This window comes from Fodinicola feengrottensis, assembly GCF_010993775.1.
Taxonomy (GTDB): domain Bacteria; phylum Actinomycetota; class Actinomycetes; order Mycobacteriales; family HKI-0501; genus Fodinicola; species Fodinicola feengrottensis.
In genome coordinates this window covers 132833-157864 of sequence record NZ_WOTO01000006.1, presented here as the reverse complement: position 1 = coordinate 157864, position 25032 = coordinate 132833, and the positions used below count along the sequence as shown (strand labels likewise).

Annotated in this window: 31 protein-coding genes and 5 pseudogenes; 24 read left to right on the top strand and 12 right to left on the bottom strand. The window is 66.0% G+C overall.

What is annotated here, in order from left to right; genetic code table 11:
- Window positions 1-21: 21 nt before the first annotated feature.
- Genes GNX96_RS07600 through GNX96_RS07590 form a run of 3 tightly spaced genes read left to right on the top strand, consistent with a single transcriptional unit; the run spans window position 22 to window position 5445 of the window.
- Complete coding sequence (locus GNX96_RS07600) at window positions 22-1524, top strand: IPT/TIG domain-containing protein (protein WP_163567519.1); 1503 nt, start codon at window positions 22-24, stop codon at window positions 1522-1524.
- Window positions 1494-4427, top strand: a complete 2934-nt coding sequence (locus tag GNX96_RS07595) for a DUF6531 domain-containing protein (protein WP_163567518.1) — start codon at window positions 1494-1496, stop codon at window positions 4425-4427. Before GNX96_RS07600 ends, GNX96_RS07595 begins: the two co-directional genes overlap by 31 nt.
- Window positions 4420-5445, top strand: coding sequence for a hypothetical protein (locus GNX96_RS07590; RefSeq protein WP_279579704.1), 1026 nt, complete (start codon window positions 4420-4422; stop codon window positions 5443-5445). The genes GNX96_RS07595 and GNX96_RS07590 overlap by 8 nt, the downstream gene beginning before the upstream one ends.
- A gap of 10 nt (window positions 5446-5455) precedes the next feature.
- On the opposite strand, the gene GNX96_RS67080 is transcribed toward GNX96_RS07590, so the two are convergent.
- Both GNX96_RS67080 and GNX96_RS07580 read right to left on the bottom strand, forming a co-directional pair.
- Window positions 5456-5605: a hypothetical protein gene (locus GNX96_RS67080; RefSeq protein WP_279579703.1), complete on the bottom strand. Its 150-nt coding sequence runs from the start codon at window positions 5603-5605 to the stop codon at window positions 5456-5458.
- 24 nt (window positions 5606-5629) lie between these two features.
- Entirely contained in the window at window positions 5630-5803 is a 174-nt protein-coding gene (locus GNX96_RS07580) for a hypothetical protein (RefSeq protein ID WP_163567516.1), read from the bottom strand.
- Between the two features lie 41 nt (window positions 5804-5844).
- Between GNX96_RS07580 and GNX96_RS07575 the strand changes: the two genes are divergently transcribed.
- The 3 genes from GNX96_RS07575 to GNX96_RS07565 are packed head-to-tail and all read left to right on the top strand — an operon-like array spanning window position 5845 to window position 7327.
- Window positions 5845-6480 (top strand): RHS repeat-associated core domain-containing protein, encoded by a 636-nt coding sequence (locus GNX96_RS07575; RefSeq protein ID WP_163567515.1) that lies wholly within the window; start codon window positions 5845-5847, stop codon window positions 6478-6480.
- A gap of 26 nt (window positions 6481-6506) precedes the next feature.
- On the top strand, window positions 6507-6902 hold the full coding sequence (locus tag GNX96_RS07570; RefSeq protein ID WP_163567514.1) for a hypothetical protein: 396 nt from the start codon (window positions 6507-6509) through the stop codon (window positions 6900-6902).
- Window positions 6881-7327, top strand: a complete 447-nt coding sequence (locus tag GNX96_RS07565; protein WP_163567513.1) for a C1 family peptidase — start codon at window positions 6881-6883, stop codon at window positions 7325-7327. The genes GNX96_RS07570 and GNX96_RS07565 overlap by 22 nt, the downstream gene beginning before the upstream one ends.
- Window positions 7328-7339: 12 nt before the next feature.
- On the opposite strand, the gene GNX96_RS07560 is transcribed toward GNX96_RS07565, so the two are convergent.
- Window positions 7340-9367 carry a transglycosylase domain-containing protein gene (locus tag GNX96_RS07560; RefSeq protein WP_163567512.1) on the bottom strand — a complete coding sequence of 676 codons (2028 nt, stop codon included), beginning with the start codon at window positions 9365-9367 and terminating at the stop codon, window positions 7340-7342.
- Between the two features lie 76 nt (window positions 9368-9443).
- Window positions 9444-9596, bottom strand: a pseudogene (locus GNX96_RS62850) (hypothetical protein); the annotation flags it as partial.
- A gap of 660 nt (window positions 9597-10256) precedes the next feature.
- Between GNX96_RS62850 and GNX96_RS62845 the strand changes: the two are divergent.
- The 9 genes and pseudogenes from GNX96_RS62845 to GNX96_RS07530 form a co-directional block, all read left to right on the top strand.
- Window positions 10257-10640, top strand: a pseudogene (locus GNX96_RS62845) (ABC transporter substrate-binding protein); the annotation flags it as partial.
- Between the two features lie 94 nt (window positions 10641-10734).
- Window positions 10735-11466 (top strand): annotated as a pseudogene (locus GNX96_RS49845) (branched-chain amino acid ABC transporter substrate-binding protein); the annotation flags it as partial.
- 90 nt (window positions 11467-11556) lie between these two features.
- On the top strand, window positions 11557-12447 hold the full coding sequence (locus GNX96_RS07545; RefSeq protein WP_279579700.1) for a branched-chain amino acid ABC transporter permease: 891 nt from the start codon (window positions 11557-11559) through the stop codon (window positions 12445-12447).
- A gap of 58 nt (window positions 12448-12505) precedes the next feature.
- Complete coding sequence (locus GNX96_RS49840) at window positions 12506-12796, top strand: hypothetical protein (protein ID WP_279579699.1); 291 nt, start codon at window positions 12506-12508, stop codon at window positions 12794-12796.
- Complete coding sequence (locus GNX96_RS49835) at window positions 12793-13401, top strand: hypothetical protein (RefSeq protein WP_279579698.1); 609 nt, start codon at window positions 12793-12795, stop codon at window positions 13399-13401. Before GNX96_RS49840 ends, GNX96_RS49835 begins: the two co-directional genes overlap by 4 nt.
- Window positions 13401-14129: a branched-chain amino acid ABC transporter permease gene (locus tag GNX96_RS49830; RefSeq protein ID WP_279579697.1), complete on the top strand. Its 729-nt coding sequence runs from the start codon at window positions 13401-13403 to the stop codon at window positions 14127-14129. Before GNX96_RS49835 ends, GNX96_RS49830 begins: the two co-directional genes overlap by 1 nt.
- Window positions 14092-14214 (top strand): hypothetical protein, encoded by a 123-nt coding sequence (locus tag GNX96_RS49825; protein ID WP_279579696.1) that lies wholly within the window; start codon window positions 14092-14094, stop codon window positions 14212-14214. The genes GNX96_RS49830 and GNX96_RS49825 overlap by 38 nt, the downstream gene beginning before the upstream one ends.
- Complete coding sequence (locus GNX96_RS07535; RefSeq protein WP_279579695.1) at window positions 14211-15065, top strand: ABC transporter ATP-binding protein; 855 nt, start codon at window positions 14211-14213, stop codon at window positions 15063-15065. Before GNX96_RS49825 ends, GNX96_RS07535 begins: the two co-directional genes overlap by 4 nt.
- On the top strand, window positions 15062-15778 hold the full coding sequence (locus tag GNX96_RS07530; protein ID WP_279579694.1) for an ABC transporter ATP-binding protein: 717 nt from the start codon (window positions 15062-15064) through the stop codon (window positions 15776-15778). Before GNX96_RS07535 ends, GNX96_RS07530 begins: the two co-directional genes overlap by 4 nt.
- Before the next feature lie 31 nt (window positions 15779-15809).
- On the opposite strand, the gene GNX96_RS07525 is transcribed toward GNX96_RS07530, so the two are convergent.
- Both GNX96_RS07525 and GNX96_RS07520 read right to left on the bottom strand, forming a co-directional pair.
- Complete coding sequence (locus GNX96_RS07525; RefSeq protein ID WP_163567511.1) at window positions 15810-16316, bottom strand: hypothetical protein; 507 nt, start codon at window positions 16314-16316, stop codon at window positions 15810-15812.
- 66 nt (window positions 16317-16382) lie between these two features.
- Window positions 16383-17330: a GDSL-type esterase/lipase family protein gene (locus GNX96_RS07520; RefSeq protein WP_163567510.1), complete on the bottom strand. Its 948-nt coding sequence runs from the start codon at window positions 17328-17330 to the stop codon at window positions 16383-16385.
- Between the two features lie 334 nt (window positions 17331-17664).
- On the opposite strand from GNX96_RS07520, the gene GNX96_RS07515 reads away from it, so the two are divergent.
- Window positions 17665-17994: an ArsR/SmtB family transcription factor gene (locus GNX96_RS07515; RefSeq protein WP_390623943.1), complete on the top strand. Its 330-nt coding sequence runs from the start codon at window positions 17665-17667 to the stop codon at window positions 17992-17994.
- 620 nt (window positions 17995-18614) lie between these two features.
- Here GNX96_RS07515 and GNX96_RS07510 read toward each other — a convergent pair.
- Window positions 18615-18776 carry a hypothetical protein gene (locus GNX96_RS07510; protein WP_163567508.1) on the bottom strand — a complete coding sequence of 54 codons (162 nt, stop codon included), beginning with the start codon at window positions 18774-18776 and terminating at the stop codon, window positions 18615-18617.
- Entirely contained in the window at window positions 18773-18910 is a 138-nt protein-coding gene (locus tag GNX96_RS07505) for a hypothetical protein (RefSeq protein WP_163567507.1), read from the bottom strand. The genes GNX96_RS07510 and GNX96_RS07505 overlap by 4 nt, the downstream gene beginning before the upstream one ends.
- A 74-nt stretch (window positions 18911-18984) precedes the next feature.
- On the opposite strand from GNX96_RS07505, the pseudogene GNX96_RS62840 reads away from it, so the two are divergent.
- From GNX96_RS62840 to GNX96_RS07490, 3 genes and pseudogenes are all read left to right on the top strand, one after another.
- Window positions 18985-19113 (top strand): annotated as a pseudogene (locus tag GNX96_RS62840) (DUF397 domain-containing protein); the annotation flags it as partial.
- A gap of 64 nt (window positions 19114-19177) precedes the next feature.
- Complete coding sequence (locus GNX96_RS07495) at window positions 19178-19408, top strand: hypothetical protein (RefSeq protein WP_163567505.1); 231 nt, start codon at window positions 19178-19180, stop codon at window positions 19406-19408.
- A 34-nt stretch (window positions 19409-19442) separates the two neighbouring features.
- Window positions 19443-19820, top strand: coding sequence for a hypothetical protein (locus tag GNX96_RS07490; protein ID WP_279579693.1), 378 nt, complete (start codon window positions 19443-19445; stop codon window positions 19818-19820).
- Window positions 19821-19987: 167 nt separating this feature from the next.
- Here GNX96_RS07490 and GNX96_RS07485 read toward each other — a convergent pair whose 3' ends face one another.
- The 4 genes from GNX96_RS07485 to GNX96_RS49810 all read right to left on the bottom strand — a co-directional run bounded on the left by GNX96_RS07485 (window position 19988) and on the right by GNX96_RS49810 (window position 22143).
- Window positions 19988-20767, bottom strand: a complete 780-nt coding sequence (locus GNX96_RS07485; protein ID WP_163567503.1) for a hypothetical protein — start codon at window positions 20765-20767, stop codon at window positions 19988-19990.
- Between the two features lie 267 nt (window positions 20768-21034).
- On the bottom strand, window positions 21035-21478 hold the full coding sequence (locus GNX96_RS49820) for an FAD-dependent monooxygenase (RefSeq protein ID WP_279579692.1): 444 nt from the start codon (window positions 21476-21478) through the stop codon (window positions 21035-21037).
- Between the two features lie 4 nt (window positions 21479-21482).
- Complete coding sequence (locus tag GNX96_RS49815; RefSeq protein WP_279579691.1) at window positions 21483-21902, bottom strand: hypothetical protein; 420 nt, start codon at window positions 21900-21902, stop codon at window positions 21483-21485.
- Entirely contained in the window at window positions 21892-22143 is a 252-nt protein-coding gene (locus tag GNX96_RS49810; protein WP_279579690.1) for an NAD-binding protein, read from the bottom strand. Before GNX96_RS49810 ends, GNX96_RS49815 begins: the two co-directional genes overlap by 11 nt.
- Window positions 22144-22198: 55 nt before the next feature.
- On the opposite strand from GNX96_RS49810, the gene GNX96_RS07475 reads away from it, so the two are divergent.
- The 5 genes and pseudogenes from GNX96_RS07475 to GNX96_RS07460 all read left to right on the top strand — a co-directional run bounded on the left by GNX96_RS07475 (window position 22199) and on the right by GNX96_RS07460 (window position 24750).
- Window positions 22199-22684: a helix-turn-helix domain-containing protein gene (locus GNX96_RS07475; RefSeq protein ID WP_279579689.1), complete on the top strand. Its 486-nt coding sequence runs from the start codon at window positions 22199-22201 to the stop codon at window positions 22682-22684.
- Window positions 22641-22856, top strand: a complete 216-nt coding sequence (locus GNX96_RS49805) for a hypothetical protein (protein ID WP_279579688.1) — start codon at window positions 22641-22643, stop codon at window positions 22854-22856. The genes GNX96_RS07475 and GNX96_RS49805 overlap by 44 nt, the downstream gene beginning before the upstream one ends.
- A gap of 55 nt (window positions 22857-22911) precedes the next feature.
- The gene (locus GNX96_RS07470) at window positions 22912-23406 is read left to right on the top strand and encodes a hypothetical protein (protein WP_163567502.1); all 495 of its coding nucleotides are present in this window, start codon (window positions 22912-22914) and stop codon (window positions 23404-23406) included.
- The gene (locus GNX96_RS07465; protein ID WP_163567501.1) at window positions 23406-24203 is read left to right on the top strand and encodes a sensor histidine kinase; all 798 of its coding nucleotides are present in this window, start codon (window positions 23406-23408) and stop codon (window positions 24201-24203) included. Before GNX96_RS07470 ends, GNX96_RS07465 begins: the two co-directional genes overlap by 1 nt.
- Window positions 24097-24750 (top strand): annotated as a pseudogene (locus GNX96_RS07460) (response regulator). The gene GNX96_RS07465 and the pseudogene GNX96_RS07460 overlap by 107 nt, the downstream one beginning before the upstream one ends.
- Window positions 24751-25032: the final 282 nt, after the last annotated feature.

The following is a 25032-nucleotide window of genomic DNA, read 5'->3' as shown; positions in this document are numbered from 1 at the left end:
CCCGTGAGCGAAGGAGCACCCATGCGACGACCTCCGGTCAGTTGGGTCATCACCGTGGCAGTGGCGTTGGTCGCGGGACAGCTGGCGACCAGCGGCGCGGCCGCCGCGGTGCCGCGCAAGGTCCCGGCCGATCAGGCCGCGAGCCCGGTCAGTTACGCGTATGACGCCGCCGGCCGACTGGCCGGGGTCAGCCAGGACTCGCAGGGCGCCGGTGCGTACGACTATGACGCGAGCGGCAACGTCACCGCGATCCGCCGGTCCGATGCGAGCGCGTTGTCGATTTTGAGCGTGGTCCCGGTAAAAGCGCCCACCGGTGCGACCGTGACGATCACTGGCACCGGACTCGCGACCTCCGACACGGTGACATTCGCTGGAACGCAGGCAACCGTCGCCAGCGCGACACCCACCGCGCTCACCGTCACTGTTCCCGATGGCGCGGCCTCAGGTGCCATCACCGTCGACAGCGGCGGTGGTACGGCGACCAGCCGCCAGTCCTTCACGGTGACCGCGCCAGCCGGCCCGCTGTCGGTGACCGGAGTGTCGCCGCAGTCCGGTACGACCGGCACGACAGTGACTATTTCCGGCACCGGCTTTGATTCCTCGACCGCGGTGACCTTCGGCCACGCCCGCGCGCCGGTCACCGCGGCGACCGCGACCTCGCTGACCGCGACCGTGCCGGAGGCGGCCGGCTCCGGTCCGGTGACAGTGGCCAGCGGTAGGCGTACGGCCAGCTCGGACGCGACTTTCGTGGTGGTGCCCACTATCGAGAATCTCTCGGACCTCGCCGCGTCCGGAGTGCTCGCGATCGACGGCACCGCGACGACGGTTTCCCTTACCCAACAATACAAGTACACGTTGCTGCGATTCAGCGGCACGAGGGGCCAGCGGCTCAGCCTCGGCCTCACGGGGGTGGCCAATCCGGCCAATGTCTACCTGGCCGTCTACGACCCCTACGGCGCGACTTTCGCCCGCGGTGAGTACAACCGTGGCAGATGGGGCGACGGTCTCTACGGCTCGTACGACCTGCCGCCGTTGCCGACCACCGGTGTTTACCAGGTCCTGGTCTGGCCGGCTGTCGCCAGCGTCGGCTCAGCGACGCTGACCTTGTCCAGCCATATCCTCAAAACGGTCGCGGTGAACGGCGCCGGCACGGCGGTGACCTTCAGCCGGCCGGGCCAGCAGGCCGAAGTGTCCTTCCCAGCCACCAAAGGCCAGTCGATCGGCCTCGGTTTCACCGGTTTCGCCGCGAACAAGACCGGCACCCTCAGCCTCCGAGAACCCAACGGGGTGGCACTGACCTGGGACAACAGCGGCAGCACCGACGGACTCGCCTATCTGGACGGCGAGGGCCACTTTGACCTGTACGCGACCGAAACCGGCATACACCGCGGAGATCACGTCCACCGACGCGAGCACCGGCACCTTCACCATGTACGCGTCGACACCGCAGGCGGCCGGCGCGCTTTCGTTGGGCAGCGCGAAAAACCGTCACGATGGGGACGCCAGGGCAGCACGCCCGGCTGACGTACGCGGCGACCGCGAACCAGGAAATCGGCGTCGACCTCACCAACAACACCACGCCGTACCAGCCGTATCTGACCATCACCGAGCAGGACGGAACGGTCCTCTGGCAGAACGACATCAGCGGCCACGCGGACCTGCCACCGCTGCCGGTCGGCGGCACCTACACCTTCGACGTCAGCACCTACTCGACCACCGGCCAGTTCGCCCTCAAGGTGAGTACGCGGTCCGCGGCGACCACCATCAGCACGACCGGCCCGACCGTGGTGGCCAAGGTCGCCAGCAAGGGCGACAGCGCGCAGCTCAAGTTCGCGACCACCAAAGGCAACCCGCTGTCCGTTGGCTTCACCAGCTCGACTTTTCCCAGCACCACCACACTGGACGCGCAGATCATCGACTCCAACGGCGACGAGGAACTTACCGAGACCGGGATCACCTCGACCAGCGAGTTCTGGTTCACGCCGGCGCGTACCGGCCAATACAAAGTGCAGATAACCCCGCATGACGGGAAAAGTACCGGCTCGATCGCGGTCACACTGTCCGCGGAGACGGCCGGTGGGACGCTGGCCACCGGTGTCGAAACGACGCTCTCCGCCAGCCGCGCCGGTCAGACAACCCGCTACACGTTCGCCGGCACCTCAGGCCAGAAAATGAGCCTGGTCTTCGGCTCGTTCACGTTCTATGACGACGTGGGCGTGGAAATCCTGAAGCCGGACGGTTCGGTGCTCCGAGATGTCGGAACCTGGACCGAGGTGGACCTCGACCCGTTGCCCTCGACCGGCACCTACCAGGTCATCGTTTATCCCTACGGTGAAACGGGATCAGCGAACATCCGGATCGCGCGCGCGCGCCGCGCCGCGCCGGCCGCGACCATCGGCGGGGCCGCGTCGACAGTGGCCATCGGTGTGCTCGGCGGAGCGGTCGAGATTCCGTTCTCGGCCAGCGCGTCCGAGCGGATCTCGGTCGGCATGCAGGACAGCGACCTCGACATCGCCAACGTGCGGATTATCGCGCCGGATGACACGGTCCTGACCAATGCCGTCAGCCAGGACGACAGTTTCGTCACCGCCACGACCACCAAGTCGGGCACCTACCGGCTGATCATGGCACCACCCAACGGCGACTACGGGTCGGCCACCTTCACCCTGTCCGACCAGATCAACGCGGGCAGTATTAGCCTGAACACAGCGAAAACCGTCAGTCTGCCGAGGATCGGGCAGCAGGCGTACCTGACATTCCAGGGCACCGCGGGCCAGAACCTGATGCTGTCTTTCGCCCACATGACGACGAAATACCGGCCGTACGTGGAGATGGTCGAGCCCAACGGCACGGATCTGATGTGGAGCAACAACGACGACAATCCCGTCGCCATCGGCACACTTCCGGTCAGCGGCACGTACCAACTCAACCTCGACCCGTTCGGTTTCCCCGGCTCAGTCACCGCGACTCTGGGCAACTCGACCCTCAACAACGCGATGGTTACGGCAAACCCGAAGGCCGCGGGAGCGTCTCGGAAGGGCCCGCCGACGCTGCTGAAGCCAACGGCTCACCGGCCCGTCGGCGGCCAGGTCAAGCCGCTCAAGCACGGGCGGCGGCCGGTTCCGGTGCCACCGGTGAACACCAAAGGCCGGCAGACTCCGGAAAGACTGCCGTCCTGCGCCACCTGCTCGACGGGCACGGCGCCACCACCCGGGTCCGCGCCGGTGCCCGGTGGCGGCACCGCCGGCGGTGACCCGGTGGACCTGGGCACGGGGCTGCTGGCCGACACCCAGACCGACCTGACCGTGCCGGACGTTCTTTCGTTGGCGGTGACCAGAAACTACCAGCAGAGCGACGTGGGCATCCGGTCTTTCGGGGTCGGCGACAGCAGCCTCTATGACATGTTCCTTTACGCCCCGAACGGCGCGACCACCAGCCAGCTGGTGCTGCCCGGTGGCGGCCGCATCACGTACCAGCGGATCACCCCGGGCGGCAATGCCGACTACCAGGACGCCGTCTTCGCGGCACAGCCCACGCCGACCCAGTTCAGCGGATCTGTGTTGGTGTGGAACGGAAACGGTTTCGACGTACGACTGCGCGATGGCAGCTCGCTGGTCTTCGGTGAGGACGCGCCGCTGCAGGCGATCCGGGACCGCTATGGCAACACGATCACCATCACCCGCGGTCCGGGCGGCTCCGACGAGCAGGGCGATCCGCTCGCGAACGGGCCACTCAGCCAGGTCACCTCACCCAACGGCCGGTGGATCAAGTTCAGCACCGACCGGCTCCGCCGCATCACCCGCGCGCAGGACAACACCGGCCGATCCGTTTCCTACACGTACGACACGAAAGGCCACCTCGCCACTGTCACCAGCCCAACCGGCGATGTGTCGTCCTACACGTACGACCCGCAGGGCCGGCTGGCGACCGCCAAGGACGGCCGCGGGACGACATACCTGACCGACACGTACGACTCGGCCGGCCGGGTGAGTACGCAGACGCTCGGCGACGGCAGCACCTTCCAGTTCGCCTACACGACCGACGCGGCGGACAAACTCGTCGAGACCAGGTTGACCGACCAACGCGGCAACGTCCGCCGGATGACGTTCAACTCCCGCGGCTATTCCACCAGCGACACCAGCGCTTACGGCAATCCACTCGCGCAGACCATCACGGTCGCGCGCGATCCCGTCACCAACCTGCCGACCAGCGCCACCGACGCCCTTGGCCGTCGTACGGACGTCAGCTATGACCCGTACGGAAATGTCGCCACCGTCACTCAGCTCGCCGGCACGTCGTCGGCGCGAACGGAGAGCTTCACCTATCAGGGTCCTTATGACCAGCTCAGCAAAACGACCGACTGGCTGGCTCGGCCGAAACACCGTCTACGCCTACCGAGCCGACGGCGCGCTCACCACGGTGACTGACGCGATGTCGCGAACCGTCACGATCGACAGCGATGCCACCGGCATGCCGATCAAGACCACCGACGCGCTCGGCCACACGGTCTCGTACGGCTATGTGCTTGGCGATCTGGCCACGACCACCGACCAGCTTGGCCGGGTGCAACGGCAGATCGTCGACGCGGCCGGACGGGTGGTGAGCAGCACCGACCCGACCGGCGCGACCACCGCCCTCGGCTTCGACGCGGACAGTCGGACGGTGTCGACCACGGACCCGCTGGGGCAGGCGACGACGATCGCGTACGACGGCGACAACAACGTCACGAGCGTCACCGATCCACGCGGCAACGCCACTTCCTATGCGTACGACGCGGAAAACCGCCGGACGTCGATGACAGATCCGCTGAACCACGTCACCACGTACGGATATGACGCGGCCGGCAACCGTACCTCCCTGACGACGCCGGACGGCCAGCAGACCACGTCGGATTACGACGCGCTGGGGCGGCTGACCACGACGCGGTTCAGCGGTTCCGGCGGCACGATTGGCTACGGATATGACGCCGGCAGCCGGGTCACGTCGATCACGGATTCGGTCAGTGGCACCATTTCCGACGTTTACGACGGCCTCGACCGACTGACTCGTACGACCACGCCGACCGGTCAGGTCGACTACGGATACGACGCGGCCAACCATCGCACCGGCATGACGGTCGCCGGCCAGGCCCCGGTCACTTACACGTACAACGCCGACGGTGACCTGACCAACCAGACGCAGGGTTCGACCAGCGTCACGATGGGATATGACACCGTCGGCCGGCGAAGCTCGCTGACATTTCCGGACGGTGTCACTCAGACGTACGGCTACGACGCGGCCAACCAGGTCTCCGGCATTTCGTACGCGCTGGCCGGTTCCTCGCTGGGTGATCTTTCCTATGCGTACGACGGTGCCGGCCGGGTGACGAGCATGGGCGGAAGTTCGCTCGTACGACGATCCCGGCCGCGTCCGGACCGGCCACCTACAACGCGGCCAACGAGCTGACCAACACCGGCTACACGTACGACCCGAACGGGAACCTGACCTCGGACGGCTCGACGCAATACACCTGGGATGCGCGCGGACAGCTGGCGAGCACCGCGAACAGCGGCCAGACGACGTCGTACGCGTACGACGGATTGGGCCGCAGGACTGGGAAAACCACCGCCGCTGGGACGACCGGATATCTTTACGACGGCACCAACGCCGTCGAAGAGCTGACCGGTGGATCGGTGTCCGCCTCGATGCTGACCGGCGCGACCGACGAGGTTTTCGCGCGTACGTCCAACGGCGCCACCCGGTCGCTGCTGACCGACGCGCTGGGCAGCACCATCGGCGTGGCGGACGGCTCCGGCCAGGTCAACGGGCATTACACGTACGAGCCTTTTGGGGCGACCACCGAAAGTGGCGACGACGGCGGCAACCCGACCCAGTTCGCCGGCCGGGAAAAACGACGGCAACGGGCTGTATTTCAACCGCGCACGCTACTACTCGACGAGCACCCAGCGCTTCCTGAGCCCCGACCCGATCGGTTTCGCTGGCGGCGACACGGATCTCTACGCGTACACCGGCGAGCAGCCGACCGACCTGGTGGACCCGACCGGGCTGAGTGCGCAGCAGTCGCTGGGCCAGGATCTCCAGCAGGCGTGGGACGCGATCTGGAACAACCGCACCGTGATCGAGATCGGCACCGGAGTCGGCTCCATCCTGATCGGTGCCGTCGCGGTCTCCCTTGGCTGGGAAGTCCTCGGCACCATCGCCTTCGGCATCGCGGTAGCGGGTCTTGTGTTGGGAGCCGCCGACACCGCCTACGCGTGTACGCATCACGAGCCCGCCAGTTGCGTCCTCGGGATAGCGGGCGTCGCGAGCGGCGTCGGCGGGATGGCTTTCGACCGCGTTGCGGAGAAGTTCGTCACCGAGGCGGCCGAGCGAGGGGATATGAAGCGGACCGCCGGCTGGGTGTTGGTGAACGTGTGGAACTGGGCGGCGGCCGGGTTCCCGTTCATCGACAAGATCCGCCACAAGCCCGAAGAACACTGACTTTTCGCTGCGGACAAAGGAGAGCCATGAGGACAGCACTGATAGCGGCGGCGCTCGTACTGGCCCTGCCGGTGAGTGCCGCGGCGGCGATCCGTCCGGTCGTACGCCATGGCCACGGCCTGGACGTGTCGGCCGAACGGGCGATTTCGGCGCGTACGAACAAAACGCCGGTCGTGCCACTGGCGAGCCCGCCGGCCAGCTACGACCTGAGCCAGTTCGCGCCGCCGGCCGGCGACCAGGGACCGGTCAACTCCTGCCCCACCTGGGCCACTGGCTACACCGCGTACGGGCTGCTGATGAACGAACAACATCTGACCGGCGCGCCAATGGAACCAATGTATGTCTACGCCCAGATCGTGAAGGGCCGCAACCGGGACACCGCGGTGACCACCAGCCTGGAATGGAGCAGGACCAGGGAATAGACACCAAAGCCGACTATCCCCAGGGCGATTTCGACTACACCACCCAGCCCACCGCGGCGCAGCGGCAGAACGCCGCCCATTATCGGATTTCCAGCTATAGCACCCTTCCTCTGGACGGCACCCTGCAGCAGGCCATCGAATCGGCGGTCGTCCAGGGCCAGGCGGTGGTCGTCGCCTTCCGGGTTCGGCAGAGCTTCGACTACGTCACCGCGGACGACGACGTCTACTCCCCCGGCGGCGACGGCACCGACCCGGTCACCGGCGGCCACACCGTCGTCGTCATCGGCTACGACGCGAACGGCTTCAAGTTCGAAAACAGCTGGGGCACCGGCTGGGGCGCGAACGGCTTCGCCACCGCGCCTTGGAGTTTCGTCAGCTCAGCAGACGTGGATTCGGTCTACGTACTACACAATCTGATCCACTAAGACGGCTCCTGGTCAGGTGACCCGGCCAGTCGTACGGCGGCGGGCGAAAGGTGTTGAAGCCGGTGACGGCGAAGGTCGGCGGCTGGATGGGCGGCAGGTGGCCGCCGGGCAGTTCGAAGCCGGCGCCGTGGCCGGTCGGCGGGTTCGCGGACCGGTGCGGCTTGGGCTTGTTCGGGTTGTTCGGGTTGTTCGGGTCGGTCGGGGGTTCTGGTCCTGACCGGTGTTCGCGGACTCGTCGTCGATGCCACCGGAGACGAGATCGTCCGGCGGGGCATCGAAATTCTGCTCGTCCATGCCGTCGGTGACCCGGGCCATCGTGCTGCTGAAGATGTCGTTGGCGACTCTGGTGTCACCCTGGTCGTAGTCGCCGTGGGGGGTGTCCGGGTCGGTGGAGAACGACGCCCCGGCCAGCTGCGGGACGAAGCCGGCGAACCACAACTGCTTGTTGCCCGGCGTCGAGCCGGTCTTGCCGGCCGCTGGCCGCGGGTCCAGCCGGTCGCCGACGCTGCCGCCGGTCGGACCGAAACCGTTGCTGCAGGAGCCGGTCAGCGGTGACTGGCCAATGGGGCAGCGGGCCGCGTCGGTAGCCGCGTCCGCGACCCCGGCCGGAATCACCTGCGAGCACTTCGGGTTGCCCACGTCCAGCGCCTTGCCGTCGGGTCCGGTGATCGACTGCACCGGCGTGGGCTCGCAGTATTTGCCGTGAGCGGCCACTGTGGCGTACGCGTTGGCCATGTAAAGCGGCCAGGTGTCACTGCCCTGACCGAGGGTGAGCGACAACCGCTGGGCCCGCCCGTTGCCCTCCCGGACGATCTGCGCGAGGCTGTTCACCCCGGTCGGGGCGGCCTTGGTTTTGGCGCCGGGAAAGAACGAGATGCCCACCTTGGCCGCCATCTGGGCCACGTTCGCGGCGCCGACCTGCTGCTCGAGCTGCACGAAATACGTGTTCACCGAGGAGCCGAAACCGGTCCACATGTTCTGCCGGCCGGTCATCCCCTTGCTGGCGTTCTGCGCGCAGTATTTGCCGTCGCAGCTGCTGTGTCCCGTGGCCGGCACATTCGACACGTACGTCTGCGGGGCGTAGAAAGCGGTCGACAGCGGCTTGTCCTGGTTCAGCGCGGCGAGCATGGTGAACATCTTGAAGGTCGACCCGGACGGATAGCCGGTGCTCCGCCCGCCATTGGCTGGATCACCGGTCAACAGCGGGTTCTGGGTGTATTCGGACTGCCGGTCCGGCCCGGATCCCTGCGGTGGGACACCGAAGAGCCGGTTGATGGCCATCGCCTTGATCTGACCGGTGCCGGGTTGGATCAGCACGATGCCCTGCGCGAGCCTGCTGTCCATCGACGTGCCGCGGCTGTTCACCACGTCCTGCGCGATGGCCTGCATCTGGGAATCCAGCCCCAGCTTGATCGTGTAGCCGCCGGTCTGCAGGTTGTTCCAGCGTTCCTCCGGGGTGGCCCCGAAAGCCGGCTGCTGCTCGGCCCAGATCCGCAGGTAGTCGCAGCTGAAACCCCAGTTGTTCCCGGTGGTGATGGAACCGTTGTCGAAGCACGAGTTGGGGGTCGTGTACGGGTGCATCGTCGGCGGATGCGCAAGCGCGTCGGCCAACTGCGGGGCGGTGACGAAGTTCAGGTCTTTCATTCGCTGCAACACGAAGTCGCGGCGCTGCTCGGCCGGCACCGGGTGGGCAGGGTAATACGTTGGGCTTTTGATGAAGCCGGCCAGCATCGCCGACTCGCTCAGCGTGAGTTGGTCGACGGACTTGGAGAAATACCGCTGGGCGGCCTGGGCGATGCCGTACGCGCCGTGTCCAAAGTAGACGATGTTCAGATAGCGCTCCAGGATTTGCGCCTTGCTGTACTGCTTTTCCAGCGCGATCGCGAGCCGCGCCTCCCGCAGCTTGCGGCCGATGGTGACCTCGGTGGCCTGCTGCCGCTCCTGCGGGGTCTTGGCGGCCAGGATCAGCTCCTGCCGGACATACTGCTGGGTCAGCGTGGACGCGCCCTGCGACGCACCGCCGGCCTGCTGGTTGGCCACGAACGAACGCGCGGATGATGCCCTTCAGGTCGACGCCGTGGTGCTCGTAGAACCGGGTGTCCTCGGTGGCCACCACGGCGTGCTGGACGGCGACCGGCACCGACGACAGCGGCACCGCCACCCGGTCCTGCACGTACAACGAGGTGACGTACTTCCCGTCGGACGTCAGGATCTTCGTGGTCTGCGGCAGCTGCACGGTTTGCAGCGTGCTCGGCAGCGACTCGAACATCTGGGCACCGGCCTTGGCGCTCAGGCCGGTGACCGCCACTATCGGGAAGGCGGCGGCAGCCACCACCACTCCGGCAAGCAGGCCGCACAAAAGCAGCGATGCCAAGCTGGACAACAGACCGCGTTTGAGTCCTCGCGCCACCTCGACAGCCTACGTGTCATCGGCCGCCGGCGCCGGCAACCGGTGGATCCGCTCGGTGCCAAGTGTCCGGGACCGGTCCAGTCGAGGCGTACGACTGAGCCACTTGTCGAGCGCCATGGACACCGCGATCGACAAAAGAGAAATGCGGCTCGTACGCGCAACACGCCCGGGGGTAATCTTTTTCCCAAAACGTGGACGCTCTTTAGCGACATTCCATCTCTAGCGGTACAAGAGCGACATTCAAAAGGGTTAGCCGACGTCCTGTCCCTGCCAGGACCCTTTACAGTACGGGAAATCGACTACGGTCCGGCATGTTTCACCCGGATTTCGGCCGGACGTACTAACACGTTAAGGGCGACTGTACTGACACGTTAGGACCAGCCGGACGGCCATTTCCCACGGCAACACTCGGCAAAGAGCGGACGTAGGCCCTGTCGATGGTCTATTTTCGGGCCACCTGCGGCAGGGGAAATCCCGTCCGCTGACATCTGGAGGGGAACCAAAGTGCACCATCGTGTAATGGTCCGCGTGGGGGCGGTGCTCGCCGTCTCGGCGCTGGCACTGACCGCATGCGGCAGCCGCAGCGGCGACAGCGGGTCCGGCAGCACCGGCGGCAAAATCGCCAAAATCGGCGTCATCGCCCCGCTTTCGGGTGACCTGTCGGCTATCGGCCAGGGCATCCGGGACTCGGTCAACCTCGCCATCAAGCAGGCCAACGACGCCAAGGCCATCCCCGGCTGGACCCTTCAGCTCGATGACCAGGACGACCAGGCCAACCCCGACGTCGGCAAGAACGCGGCCACCAAACTCGCCTCCGACAACCAGGTCGTCGCGGTGGTCGGCACGCTGAACTCCAGCGTGGCGCAGAACGTGCAGCCAGTGCTCTCCGCGGCCAAGGTCGCCGAGGTGTCGCCGGCCAACACCAACCCGAGCCTGACGCAGGGCGCCACCTGGGCGACGACGAAAAAAAAAGCGGCCGTACGCCAACTACTTCCGCACCTGCACCACGGACGCCGTGCAGGGCCCGTTCGCGGCCCGGTACGTCTACAACACGCTGCACCTGACCAAGGTCGCCACCGTGCACGACAAGAAGACCTACGGCCAGGGCCTGGTGCAGACCTTCACCGAGGAGTTCAAGAAGCTCGGTGGCACCATCGTCTCGGCGCAGACGATCAACCCGGACGACAAGAACTACAGCGCCGTCGTCTCCAAGATCAAGCCGAGCGGGCCGCAACTGCTCTACTACGGCGGCGAATACCCGCAGTCCGGTCCGCTGACCCAGCAGATGAAGTCCGCCGGCCTGTCGATCCCGCTGATGGGCGGCGACGGCATGTACTCCAAGGACTACCTGACGCTGGCCGGCAACGCCGCGCCTGGCAACTTCGCCACCTCGGTCGGCGCGCCGCTGGACCAGCTGCCGGCTGCCAAGAAGTACGTCTCCGACTACACCGCCGGTGGCTACAAGGGTGACAACTCCTCGTACGGTGCGTACGCCTTCGACGCGGCCAACGCTGTTATCGCCGCGCTGAAGACCTCGCTGGCCAACGCGACCGACGCCAAGTCGGCCCGGCAGGCGACCATCGACGCGCTCTCGAAGGTGTCCTTCGCCGGTGTCTCCGGCCAGGTCGCCTTCGACCAGTACGGCGACACCACCAACAAGACGCTGACCGTCTACAAGGTCGACGGCACGGCTTGGAAGGGCGTCAACACCGGGGAATTCAAGGACTAACTCTCGTAGCGAAGGGCCGGGCCACGCGCCCGGCCCTTTGTCCGCCATCAGCGGGAGGCCCCACCAGGGCTCAACCCACGGAGGTCACACGTGCAGGCAGTGGAGCAGCTGCTCCAGCAACTCGTGAACGGGCTGTCGCTGGGCGCGCTTTACGCGCTCATCGCGGTCGGATACACGGTTGTTTACGGCATCATCCAACTCATCAACTTCGCGCACGGCGAAGTCTTCATGATCGGCGCGTTCAGCAGTCTCACGGTGTGGCTGGCGCTGTTCAAGGACAACACCGCTCTGTGGGTTTTCCCGTTCATGATCCTGGCCGCGATCGGCGGTTCGATGGGCGTCGCGGTCCTGATGGAACGCGTCGCGTACCGACCGCTGCGCAACGCTCCCCGGCTCGCCCCGCTGATCACCGCGATCGGCGTCTCGGTGTTCCTGCAGGAGGCCGTACGGCTCTTCTACGGTGACATCCCCGGTTTCCCGGACGCCACCCAGGCGCTGCCGTTCCCGCAGATCGACGTGGTGACCGGTACGCCGATCAACGTGGCTGGCGTGCTGGTCCAGCGCTCGTCCATCTTCACCCTGTCCGCACTGGTGATCTGCACGATCTTCCTCTACTACTTCATCAACCGGACCAAGACCGGCCGGGCCATGCAGGCCGTGTCGCAGGACCCGGACACCGCCCGCCTGATGGGCATCAACGTCGACCGGATCATCGTCATCGCGTTCATGCTGGGCGGCGGACTGGCCGCGATCGCCGGCATCGCGCACGGCCTGATCAACACCAACATCGACTTCCGGATGGGCTTCCTGGCCGGCCTGAAGGCGTTCACCGCCGCGGTGCTCGGTGGCATCGGCAACATTTACGGCGCGGTCGTCGGCGGCCTCGTACTGGGCCTGGTGGAAAACCATGGGCCACCCAGTACATCCCCGGCCGGTTCGGTGGCAGCGCGTGGAAAGACGTGTGGGCCTTCGCGATCCTGATCCTGGTGCTGGTGTTCCGGCCGCAAGGACTGCTCGGTGCCCGGGTGGTGGACCGCGCGTGACCACCAAACTGGACTCCTTCCTGCAAGCCAGATTCGGGAAACTGGCCTGGCCACTGTCGCTGGTCGGCACCCTGCTCGTACTGCTCGGCGGTTTCATGCGCTGGACGTACGACCGCAGCCTGCTCGGCGACGTGACGCTCTACTTCAACCCCGCTCCCGTGCAGTACTGGGTGATCGCGCTGGGCGCGATCGGGGTGCTGTTCCTGATCACCCAGCGGACCGGGCTGCGCCGTGCGTTGCCGGGCGGGCCGGCGGCGGCGTACGCGCCACCGCGATCTTCTCGGTGATCGTCGTCTGGATGATGCTCGCCTCGATCGTCATCCAGCTCGGTGGCTTGGTGAACCTGGAGCCGGGCATCGCGGTGCCGGCGGTCGGCTCACTGCTGATGCTGGTGGCCAGCCGCGCGCTGCCGTCCGAGCCGCCAGCCAAGCTGAACTGGAACGTGCCCGGCTGGGCTCAGATCCTGATGATCGCCGCCGCGCTCGCGTTGGCGCTGTTCGCCGGCGCATATCTGCTGAACCAGGACGACGGCTGGGTTTTCGTCGGCTTCATGGTCTTCGTGACCGGGCTGGTGCTGATCTGCCGCGCCTTCGGGCTGCTCGGCTTCCTCAACCACGCGTTCGTCGACTACCGGCGGGTGACGCTGCTCGCCGCGGTGGTCGCCGCCTTCGCCTTCCCGTTCACCCAGAACGGCAGCGACGCCAACATGTCGATCGCGACCCAGGTGCTGATTTTCGCGGCCACCGCGATCGGCCTGAACATCGTGGTCGGCCTCGCCGGCCTGCTGGACCTCGGATACATCGCCTTCCTGGGCTCTGGCGCGTACGTCGGCGCCATGTTCTCCAACTCCGCCTTCGCGACCATCGGCTGCACCCGCCGTTCCTGGTGGTGATGGTCTTCGGAGCGGTGGTCGCGGCCTGTTTCGGTCTGATCATCGGCAGTCCGACACTGCGGGTCAGCGGTGACTACCTGGCCATCGTGACGTTGGCGTTCGGGGAGATTTTCCGGCTCACCATGAACAACCTGGACGGGACCAACGGGCCGAACCTGACCCATGGCCCGAACGGCATCCCGTCGATCCCGGACCTGAACTTCTTCGGCTTTGACTTCGGCCAGCCGCACACCGTCTTCGGGATCGTGCTGGGGCGCTTCGCGAACTACTACTTCCTGCTGCTGGTACTGGTCGGCGCCATCGTGCTGGCCTTCGCCCGGTTGAACAACTCGCGGATCGGCCGCGGCTGGGTGGCGATCCGGGAGGACGAACGGGCCGCCGAGGCGATGGGCATCAACATCTTCGGCCTGAAGCTGCTGGCCTTCGCCGGCGGCGCGTTCCTCGCCGGACTCGCCGGCACCATCAAGGCCCACCACGATTTTTCCGTCACACCGGACCAATACCAGTTCCTGGAGTCGGCCTTCCTGCTCGCCGCGGTGGTGCTGGGGCGGCATGGGTACGGTCGGCGGTGTACTGCTCGGTGCCACGATTCTGAAGCTGCTGCCGGAGAAACTCCGGTTCTTCGCGGACTACCGGCTGCTGCTTTTCGGGCTGCTGTTGGTGGTGATGATGCGGTTCCGGCCCGAAGGCATGATCGCCAGTCGGCGGCGGCAGCTGGAACTGCATGAGGAGGACGAGGAATTAGCGACCGAGCTGGACACTCAGGTGGCCGACACCGAGCTGACGGACCAAGTGGGGGTGGCGAAAGCATGACCGCGCCCGCCCTGCAGAAATCGTCACCGGTCGCCGGCCAGGTCGTCTTGGATGCCACCGACGTCACCATGCGGTTCGGTGGCCTGGTGGCCGTCAACAAGGTGAACTTCTCCGTCAACGAAGGCGAGATCGTCGGCCTGATCGGCCCCAACGGCGCCGGCAAGACGACGTTCTTCAACTGCCTCACCGGTCTTTACAAGCCGACCAGCGGCACCGTGCGGTATCTCGGCAAAACCCTCAAACCGCAGCCGGTCGCGGTCACCCGGGCAGGCGTCGCGCGTACTTTCCAGAACATCCGGCTGTTCGGCAACATGAGCGCGCTGGAAAACGTGATGGTCGGGCGCTATTGCCGTACGTCCGCCGGCGTTCTCACGTCGATCCTGCACGGACCGCGCTACCGACGGGAGGAGAAGGAGACCGTCGAGAAATCGAAGGAGCTGCTCAGCTTCGTTGGTCTCACCGACGTCGGTGACCACCTCGCACGGAACCTGAACTACGGCGACCAGCGCCGGCTGGAGATCGCCCGAGCGCTGGCCACCGAGCCGGGGCTGTTGCTGCTGGACGAGCCAACCGCCGGCATGAACCCGCAGGAGACCGGCGAGGCGACCGACCTGATCTTCGCGATCCGCGAGCGGGGCGTGTCGGTCGTGGTGATCGAGCACGACATGCGGTTCATCTTCCGGCTCTGCGACCGGGTCACCTGCCTGGTCCGCGGCGAGACGTTGGTGGAGGGCACGCCGGCGCAGGTGCAGTCGGACGAGCGGGTCATCGAGGCGTACATCGGCAGCGGCCCCACCCACGCCAACAAGCCGGCCACCGAGAAGTCCCTGGACGAGGAGGCCGGCGCGTGACGAGCACTCCGATGCTGGAGGTCAAGGACCTCCAGGTGGCGTACGGCAAAATCAAGGCAGTCAAGGGAATCAGCTTCACCGTCGGCGAGGGGCAACTGGTCAGCCTGATCGGCACCAACGGCGCCGGCAAGACGACCACGCTGCGGACCATCTCCAATCTGCTGCCGACCGCCGGCGGGTCGATCACGTTCGCCGGCGAGCGGATCGACAAGGTGCCGGCTCACCAGATCGTCGAGCGCGGGCTCGCGCACGTCCCCGAGGGTCGGCACATCTTCCCCCGGATGACGGTCGAGGAGAACCTGCTTCTCGGTGCGTACGCTCGAAAAGGCGCCGTCACCAGCGACCTGGAGAGGGCGTACACCCTCTTCCCGGTGCTGGCCGAACGGCGCAAGCAGGCCGCCGGCACGTTTTCCGGCGGTGAGCAGCAGATGCTGGCGATCGGCCGGGCTTTGATGTCAGCGCCCAAAATGCTGATGCTGGACGAGCCGTCGATGGGCCTGTCCCCGATCATGATGGCCCGGATCATGGACACTTTGGCTGAGCTGCGGCAAAGCGGCACCACGATCCTGCTGGTCGAACAGAACGCCCAGGCCGCGCTCGAGCTCGCCGACTACGGTCACGTGCTGGAGATCGGTCGGATCGCGCTGTCCGACACCGGCGAGAACCTGCTCGGTAACCCCAAGGTCCGCAAGGCCTACCTCGGCGAGGACTGACCGTCTTATGGCCGCCGCTGGATATGCGGTTTCAGCGGCGGCCGAGGGGGCGGGCGTAGATTTCGTGGAACTTGAGGGCATCCAGGGCGCCGCCACCGCTGGTTGGGGGCTGGCCGCAGGACAGGGTGGGGACTGCCGGGGTGATGCCCCGGCCAGAGCCGTCGACCAGCACGAAAGAGGACGTCTGCGGCCGGACGTACGGACAGTGGACGTTCGTCGCCCGCGGCTGCGACGGCTTCTCCAGCGCGGCCACCAGATCAGTCGCCGAGGTGTCGGCCCGCTCCGACACCAGCATCTGCCACTTTCCGTTGCCCGCCAACGTACGCGACGCGATGGAACACCGCAGCACCCACGCGACCTGGAATCCGGCGGGAAGGGACACGCCCTGGGCATCGGCCGGCACGGTCGTACAAACCGTCGTCGGCACGCTGGCCGCTGGCGCGCTGATCGGCAGCGTACGCACCTCCTGAGGTCCGCCGCACCCAGCTACCAGGACCACCATCGCTGCTATCGCTGCTGTCGTCGGGAAGATCCGCACGATCAGTCCACCTCTCGTCGACCTCCCCGCTTCGACGCAGCGCACCCGTCCCACGGTTCCCTAAAGTCAGCCGGATGCCGACCCTGTGAGGAGATTCAGGTCGACTTCACCGGCAAGGGCTCGCGCTCCCGCGTCGTTGGGGTGTAGCCCGTCGCCGGAGTCGTACGACCTGGCCAGCCGGTCCGCGTCGCCAGCCTCGGCAACAGCCGCCGCGAAATCCACCACAGGCCACTCAGCCTGCGCTCTGATGGCCTGATTTACGGCTAAGCGAATGTCCTCATTCCCGGACCCGACGAAGTCACCGATACGGCTTTCACCGACCGGGGTGATGGTGCCCAGCAGCGGCGAGATGCCGCGCTCCCGCGCTCGGCGCGCGAGCGTATTGAGTCCGTCGACGATCACGGCGGCGGTTGGCTGCGATTCCCCCAGCAGTTTCGGCAGCGCGATGTCGTTGATTCCGCCCATGACGATGACGTGGGTTGTCTCGGTGACCGACAGCACGTCCCGCTCGAACCGCTCGGCCATCGGCGGACCGAGCCCAGAACGCAGGATCCGGTTGGCGCCCAGACCAGCGTTCAGTACGACCGCACCAGCCGGCAGCAGTCGCTGCAGGTGGTCGGGATACCGCTGGTCCGCGTCGAGCGTGGTGAAGTCACCCCTGGTGATGGAGTCGCCGATCGCGACAATGACCGGACCTTGCGCGGGCGCGTCGACGAGCACGCGGGCGATCCAGTACAGCGACGGCGACGACTGCGCGCTTCGCAGGTGCCGGTCGCTCGTCTGGTTGCCGGCGGCGATTTCACTGGTTCGCTGGGCCGAGTGCAGATAGGTCGCCGGCTCGGTCGTGCCCGCGACGAAGCAGCTGATCGACAGCTCCTCACCGGCATCGACCGGCAGCGGGACCGGATCGCTGGCCGCTGTCACGCCCGGCGCGAGGTGCCAGCGCCCGACGCCATGACGCAGCGCCGGCACGTCGTGCTTTGCTGCTCCGCTGACGACGATCTCGTCGATCACCAGCGGTTGGCGGCCGAACTCGTTGCCGAGAACGACGTACAGCCGTCCCGGCCCGCCTCAGCCGGACCGACTGGCGGATCGTCTGGTTGGCAAACGCTCGCGACCGCGGCGGAAACGGGAGACTCACCTCGGGTCCGGCGAGAGCAGCGAGAAACGACGTGGTCCAGACATCTGTCGTCACGGGAACACCCTTTATGTCGATGGATATCGAACAGTACGATAGACATCGATAGATGCGGTGGCTAGCCTTCGCCTGTGAGCAGTGACGACAGACACCCCGCGCCCTCCGATCGATCTCGAGTTGTGCGCAGTGTTGGCCGCGCTGGCTGACCCGGTGCGCCTGCTCGTGGTGCAGACGCTTCTGCCTCTGGGCTCCTCGCCCTGCAACGATCTCCACCATGCCGCTGGACTGACGATCAGCCGCTCGACGTTCTCCCACCACCAGAAGATCCTGCGCGAGGCTGGAGTCATCCACGAGCGCATCAACGGCGCGCGCCGAATTCTGAGCGTACGCACCGAAGACCTCCAGGCCCCCCGCTTTCCCGGACTCCTTGACCTCGTCCTTGCCGACGCCCCGAAAGTCGCGGCCGCACCCACCACATCTCGATTCCACCCAACGAAAGTCGATCCTGGACGCGTACGCACATTCCTGCCCAGACGATGATCCGCGATCGATGGACGTCCGCCGCGCGGACGCGCTGCTGGATTTGGCTACTAGCCGCAGCTTGGGTGATATTCCGGCACCGCAACTCCCGGACGATGACACAGACAACAGTGAAGGCAACCAGCGCACAGCCGACGGCACGGGTGTAAGCGGCGGTGGCACCGACGGCTGCGGGTACGAGCCGTCCACTTCCTCAGCAACTGCAGCGGGTTCTGGTGGTACCGGCCATACTCGTTCACGCAAGCCGGGCGTTGACCTGCGAGTCGTGGTCGGGGCCGGCACGACAAAGACCACTCCATCCCGTTTCCGGATGGGTGCACCTGCAAGGAAAATCTTCTCAGCTTGGGCCGCTTCCACCACCGGTTGAAAACACACCGACTGGAAGGTAAGACTTGCCCCAGACGGCACGTACACCGTCATGAGCCCCACCGGACGCGTCTACGTCACCGAGCCACCACCGCCCGGAGAAGACGTCTGCCCACCTACCAGAAACCGGCGACGCGGATCGATCTACCTGAACGACAAGGACGAACCACGCGTCCAGCCGCCCCCCACCCGAAAAAACCCACCACCTGGCCAGCCGAACCACCGTTTTAGGGCCGCCGGATGAGTTTATGAGGTCAGGCGTTGGGGTCGAAGGTGGTGTCGATGCCGTTGGCCCAGTCGCGGACGCCGTCCGTACGACCAGCCAGCCAGTCCTTGACCCCGCGCAGCTCGATCGTCTCGATCACGTCCGCGATCTCTTCGTTCCAGGCGCTGAAATGTTCGTCGTCTCCGGTCACTCTCGCACCTCCGTCGCGGAACGGGACCGGACCGCGATGGCCACCAGCGTAGCGAAAAGCCGGCCAGCGAGGGTCGGCGACCGCCCGTTGGACACGGCGTTGACGTCGTTGACACCGATGACGATCATCACCATCCAGCTGCTCCACCATTCCAGCGGCCAGGCAGGCGGAATCCTTCAAGGTCTAGCCACCTCAGGGCGCGTGCGTTGAGGTTGCGGGGAATGTGTGTAACTGCATGCTCGTACGCGACTCGAAACTTGGTGCCCAGTCGCCCATCTTGACGTTCAGTGCTACTGACTGGCAGGCGTTTGTTGTATCTGTTCGTAACGGTATGTGAGCGCCCGGCTCCTTGATACGCTTCTGCCCTAAGCAACACACGCCAACGGGTGGAGGGTTTCTTCGTGGCCAAGGTCATCGTCCCAGTCGGCTTCGACGGCGGACCTCTGTTTGACCGGGACGACAGCAACGGTGCCATCACCGGTCCCGGCACTTTCGAGATCGTCAAGCCAACCGAGATTATCGACCTCACTAGGGACGAGTATCGAGTCTGGCTGCTCAGCTACGCAGATCCCGAGGCCGCGAGCCCGCTGCGAGTTCAGCCGGGCGGATCTGGAGAACCTGGCAACCCTTGAGATGGCTGCGCAAGAAGCGGACGGGAATCCCGCCGTGGACGTGTTGGCTGTGGTGGACCGCCTGTTCAAGTACGGGTTGCTGGCCGAGTTTGATCCGGATGGGCCGTCCGGCCTCGAATTCCTCAAGAATCACCGGCTGTTCCCCAGCGGTGACGGACTCGGCGAGAGCGAAGACACGCCAGGCTATTTCCAGGTGGGACGCGAGGGGCGCATCCTCTTGAAGTTGATGATCGATCCCTACGTCGCTTGGCTACAGGGGGCGTACGCGAAGTCGATCTGGGACAACATGATCGCTTTCCGCGCTGATAGTGATGAGGAGCCGCTGCTCAGCGAGCAGAACACGATGCAGATGGTCGCCCAGTCGGTTCCCGGCATCGTGACCAATCGTTGTGGGTTTGTGCAGCCATCATGACTAAATTCAGTCGCAACCGGAATGGCGTCGTTCGAAGTGGCCTCAGTGCCTCCGGTGTGACTGAGAAGAAACAGCAGGATGGGGTTTTTGAGGAGGCTCGCAAGACTGGGCTGAAGATTGCTGGTCTCTCGCCGATTCAGTGGATTTCCACCACGGTGTCCACAACTCTACTGTCCCACAACTACTCCCTTGCGGTTCTCCAGGACACCGCGATCAGAGCGGGCGTCACCACCGCGTTGAGCTCCGCACTCACCTTCGGTCAGACCGTGTTCAGCAAGATCGGTGAGGGGCGTGAAGGCAGCAGGGAGATGGCCAAGGATCGGAAAGCGGGCAAAGACGTAGACACGCCGCTTGACGATCAGGTTCAGCAGCACGGCAAGGGCATTACCTCGCTCAATACCCGCTATCGGCGGACGCTTGAGCTGTTTGGAAAAGTCGTACGCAGCCTCAAAGATGGACAGAAACACACCAACGAGCGCCTCGACGCCGTTGAGGTGTCGATGGGCGACGCGCTCGACCAACGGATCCAGACCGCAGTCAATACCGCAGTCAATGCGGCGCTCGCCGGACAGGAACAGCGGCATCAAACCGAAATCGCCGCGTTGCAGCAAAAGGTCACCATTCTGGAGGCCAATACCGACGGCAAACTGGAAGCCGTCTACCGGCACACCGAGGAGCGGATTGGGGCGGCCGAGCGGCGTACGGTCAGCACTCTCAACGCCCACACTAATCACGTGGGCGCGGAATTGGCTTCGGTACGGGAAGATCTCGGCGCGACGCAGGCCGAAACCGCCGGCAACTCCGAGCTGCTGGGTAAGCACGACGGCCAGTTGCGCGAGCACATCGACCTGATCACCGAGCAGGCGCACCTGACCATGGTCCACGGTCAACGGATGTCCGAGCAGAGCGTGAAACTCCAGGAATACGGCGGAAAACTCACTCAGCACTCGGCCGGCCTGCGGCTGGCCGAAAACGCCTTCCGTACGCTGGACGCAAAAGTCACCGCGAGCGCACCACCACCCCCCCTCCCCCGGCCCGCCCCTGGCGTGCTTTCCCCGGAAGATGCGGCAAAAGCGATGGGCGTGCGGGACGGAGCCGAGCGGCTGCGCGAAAAAAGCCCGCGAAACCGCGCCGCGACCGCAGCCACCCCACCAGTCGCCGCCGGCGCAACCACCGCCCCAGCAGCCACCCAGCTCGCACCGGCATCCGACCCGCTAGCGGACCGTGACCGGCAGGGTCCCCGGGTCGTACGCGTAGAGCCAAGCCGTCGCTTTTGGGTAAGCACGGGCGAAAAACAGCGGCATGAAAAGGTTCCGCATTCGCGCCGCGAGGGGGCCGGCGATCTTGGCGTCGGTGTTGGCGGCGGCCATCCTGACCATCTTCTCGGTACGAGTGCGGCGCAAGTGGTCGTACGCCCGCAAACCCGCGGCGACAGAGTCAGCCTTGCGCAGTTGTTGGGCGAGGACAACGGCATCTTCGATCGCCATCGAAGCACCCTGGCCGGCGCCAACTGGATGAGCGGCGTCGCCGACCAACACGGTCCGTCCGTCCTGGTGCCGGCTGACCGGCCCGACGACATGGTGCAGAGTCGAGCCCAGGACTGCGCCGGCTGCCCGTACGATCGGCAGAACGTGAGTGTCCGCGACAAAAACCGTCATCAACTCATCGATCCCGATCGTTGCCAGGTCCGGCGGCTGGGCCGAAGGCACCTGTGCCTGCCACCAAATCGAGCCATCCGGGGCTGGCAGATAAAGGAAAGTGGCCCGCCGGCCGTAGACCATGTTGAATGTCCCGGAAGGCCGCGCAAGGCCGCGCGACACCCCGGAAAACGCTGTAGAGACCGGCATAGCTGGGCTCTGCAGCGGTCGCGTCCAACTCCCCGCGATATCCCGACCAGAGCCCGTCCGCGCCCACGACCAGATCGGCGCCGTCGACGACGCCGGCCAGCCGCTGCCCGGTGACGATCCGCGCATCGGCACGTACGGCGGCCTCCCGCAGCACCTCGACCAGATCGCCGCGCATGAGCGTGACACTGTGCAACGGATCGCCGTCCGGACGGCCTCGGGCCACCTCACCGAGCATTTTCCCGTTGCCAGACCACATTCGCTGCAGGGGCACCGAAAAGCCGACCTCCTGCACCTGCGTCAGGCAGCCCAGCGCACCCAGCCCACGCAGCCCCCGTCGCGGCCAGGCTGAGGAACGAACCCACCGGACCGGCGGGATCCTCGTACGCCTCAACCACCGTCACCTCCGCGCCGATCCGGGCCAACGCGATCGCGCTGGCCGCACCTGCCACTCCCCCACCAGCGATAACAGCCTTCATCACAGCTCCTGAAATCATATTCACCGAACCTATATTCGCCGAAACTTTGTTCAGTATGATCAGCGGCGACGACAAACGTCAAGGAGGCAATCGGGTGGGCGTACGAAAGGCCAAAGCGGCCGAGACCGAGGCGGCGCTCAAGGAGGCCGCCCGTCGGCTGTTCGTCGAGCGCGGCTACCTGAAGACGAAAATCGCCGACATCACCTCGGCGGCGGGCCGGGCCACCGGCGTGTTCTACGACCATTTCGCCAGCAAGGAAGCGCTGCTCCAGGCGCTGCTGGCGGACATGCACGAGCAGGCCAGCGACGAGTTGGGCAGTCACGAGCACCCCCCCCGACCACGACCTGACCGACCGCGCCCAACTGCGCGCCCACCTCGCGGTGCCCTGGCGGCTGATGCGCGACAACCTGCCGGTCATCGTCGCCCTCCAGGAGTCCGCGATGGCCGCCGGATCGCAGTCGGGACAGGCCTGGCAGCGGCTCTCCCAAGACACCGCGGTGCTTCGCGAGCACCTCGACTACCTGCGAGAACGCCGGCATGAACTGCCCGGCGACCCGGCCCTGATCGCGGCCGCGATGGGCGGGATGCTGGCCACCCTCGCGTACGCACTGCTCCCGGAGGGCGGGCCCGACTACTCCGATGACGAAGTGGTCGACACGGTCACCGATCTGCTGCTCCACGGCCTCAAGGGGGCACTACGTCACTTGGAGTAGGCGCATACCGCCGTACGACGACGACTAAGCACCGCCCGCCGGTTAGCGTGAGCGGATGAACGCAGCCTGGTTCCGGGATCGCCGGCCGAGCCGGTACGACCTGGCACTCGGCCTGGTCACTGGCGGGGTGATCGCCTTCAACGGCATCACCGGCATCGGGCTCGGCGGCGTCGACCTTCGCCGCTTCGACGTGGTCGGCGCGCTCCTGGTCGCTGCGGTCACGGCGGCCACGATCCTGCGTCGGCGCTATCCCGTACCAACCGCCGTCACCAACCTGACCTGCATGCTGCTGTGGTTCCTGCTCGGCTTCTACGGCCGGGTGATCCTGATCGTGCCGATCATCGTCTGCGTCACCCTGACCATCGTGTTGGGCCGCTGGTCAGGGATTTTGGCCGGCCTGCTGACCATCGGCTTCGGCACCGGAACGATCCGGCTGCTCTTCAGCGACCACCGGTTCGTCGATTACTCGGTCATCGCGGTCCTGCTGGCACTGAGCTCTCCGTCGCTTTCGGCGAGGCGATCCGCTACAACCTCGCGTGGCGCAAGGTGATGACCGAGCGGGTCGCGCAGCTGGAGCGGGAGCGGGACGCCGAGGCGGCCCGGCTGGTGAACGAGGAGCGGCTGCGGATCGCGTACGAGGTGCATGACGTGATCGCGCACAGCATTGCGAGCATCAGCGTGCAGGCGGGGGTCGCGTCGCACGTCATCGACCGCAGGCCGGAGAAGGCCAAAGAGTCGTTGGATGCCATAAAACAGACGTCCACCGAGGCGCTCGGTGAACTGCGTAGCGTCCTTGGGGCGCTGCGCAGCCAGGACGCCAACCTGGACGAACGGCACCCGGCGGCGAGCCTGCGCCGGCTGCCGGAGCTGACTCGGATGGCCGAGGCGGCCGGCCTGCACGCCACCGTTACCGTGCTGGGAGAACCGGCGACGCTGCCGGCCGCGGTGGAACTCGCCGCATATCGGATCGTCCAGGAGGCGCTCACCAACGTGGTCCGACACGCGCGCACGCGAGCAAAGTGGCGATCCAGCTCACCTACCGATCCGACGCGCTCGGCATCACCGTCGAGGACGACGGGTCGGGATCGGGCTCTTTCGGCGGCAGCGGCAGCGGCCTCGCCGGCATGCGAGAGCGCGCTCGTACGCTCGGCGGCACCTTTGACGCCGGCCGGGTCGGCGGCGGTTTTCAGGTCGCGTGCCAGCTGCCGGTGGAGTCCCGATGAGCCGCATCCGGGTGCTGATCGCGGACGACCATGCGCTGGTACGAGCCGGTTTCCGGACTCTGGTGGAAACCGAGGACGATCTGGAACTGGTCGGCGAGGCATCCACCGGTCACGAAGTCCTTGATTTAGTAAGAAAAGTACGCGCGGACGTGGTGCTGATGGACATCCGGATGCCGGAGCTGGACGGCATCGAAGCGACTCTCAGCGGATCACCGCCGACGAGGATCTGGCTGGCGTACACGTCCTCATCCTCACCACGTTCGATCACGACGAGCACGTGCTGGCCGCCTTACGGGCCGGCGCGAGCGGTTTTCTGGTCAAGGACACCGATCCGGTCGAGCTGCTGCGGGCGATCCGGGTGGTCGCCAGCGGCGACGGTCTGCTCTCCCCCGGTGTCACCCGGCGGATGATCGCCCGGATCGCCGCCAGCCCTGGACCGTCCACTGTGGACAACGCGGCGCTGGCCGCACTGACCGAACGCGAACGTGAAGTGGTCACCCTGGTCGCCGAAGGCCTGAACAACGACGACATCGCCGAGCGCCTGTTCATCAGCCCCACCACCGCGAAAAAAAAACCACGTCAGCCGGGCACTGGTCAAACTCGACGCGCGCGACCGTGCGCAACTCGTCGCCATGGCGTACCGCAGTGGCTTGGTCACCCCGCCCCGCTGATTCCTGATCGCGCGGGGCAGACTCGCTTCCCCAAAGGGAAAACCGATCGACCATCAGCGCCACCCCAGATACGATCTTGTTCCAGAGCACTCCCGGTGCGCGGCTTGGCGGTTACTTCCTTAAAGAATCCACCGCTGGGCATTACTGATCTCGGGAGCGACAACTTCATGGATGCCCGGTGCGCAGGCGACGGTTACTTCCTTTTAATGGTGAGGTCGCGGGTTCGAGTCCCGCCGGTCGTTCGGGCGACCGTAGCTCAGCTGGGAGAGCACATTACGTACC